This window comes from Paenibacillus sp. MZ04-78.2 (genome assembly GCF_024213375.1).
Classification (GTDB): Bacteria; Bacillota; Bacilli; order Paenibacillales; family NBRC-103111; genus Paenibacillus_G.
Genome location: NZ_JANAVJ010000123.1, coordinates 1 through 793 on the forward strand (window position 1 = coordinate 1; position 793 = coordinate 793).

Genomic DNA, 793 nt, shown 5'->3' on the forward strand with positions numbered 1-793 from the left:
GTACGGAGGGTTTACATCCCAAAGAAGAACGGGCAAAAACGTCCTCTCGGGATACCCTCCTTCTCGGATAGAATCATCCAGGAAATTTGCAGGATGATTCTTGATGCGATCTATGAACCCACCTTTGAGGATTTCAGTCACGGTTTCAGACCTAATCGCAGTTGCCACACCGCCTTACACGAAGCAAAGGTTAACTTCAAAGGAGCAACGTGGTTTATCGAGGGAGACATCAAAGGTTATTTTGACAACATCTCCCACCATAAGCTAATCGCGCTATTGGAGAAGAAAATCAACGATGCGAAGTTCATCCGACTCATTTGGAAGTTCCTAAGGGCAGGATACTTGGAAGTTTGGAAGCATTACGGCACTTACAGCGGAACGCCACAAGGCGGAATCGTCAGCCCAGTGCTTGCAAACATCTACCTTGATCATTTCGATAAGTGGTTTAACTCCTACAAAAATAAATTCGATCAGGGTTCTCCTAAATCCAAAACGGTGTCAAGGCTATACAAGACATTGGATATGCGGATTGTGCGAGCGAAGCGCAAGCTTGATGCCGCGGCAGACTCGTCCACAGAAGAGAACCTGAAACAATTTATCATTGAGCAAACCGAAATTCGAAATCAAACCCCTTACTATTCCTTCCAAAACTCGGATTTCAAACGCATCAAATGCATTCGCTACGCCGATGACTTCTTAGTCGCGGTTTGGGGCAATAAGGAACAATGCGAAACGATTAAAAATGATATCAAAGAGTTCATGGCTAACGAATTGGAGATCAAGTTGTCTGAAG

Annotated in this window: 1 protein-coding gene; it reads left to right on the forward strand. The window is 44.6% G+C overall.

The features are described from left to right. Positions 1-75 precede the first annotated feature (75 nt). Positions 76-793 (forward strand): reverse transcriptase/maturase family protein (locus NLX71_RS26310; protein ID WP_254366765.1); only part of this gene is annotated, 718 nt, incomplete at its 3' end.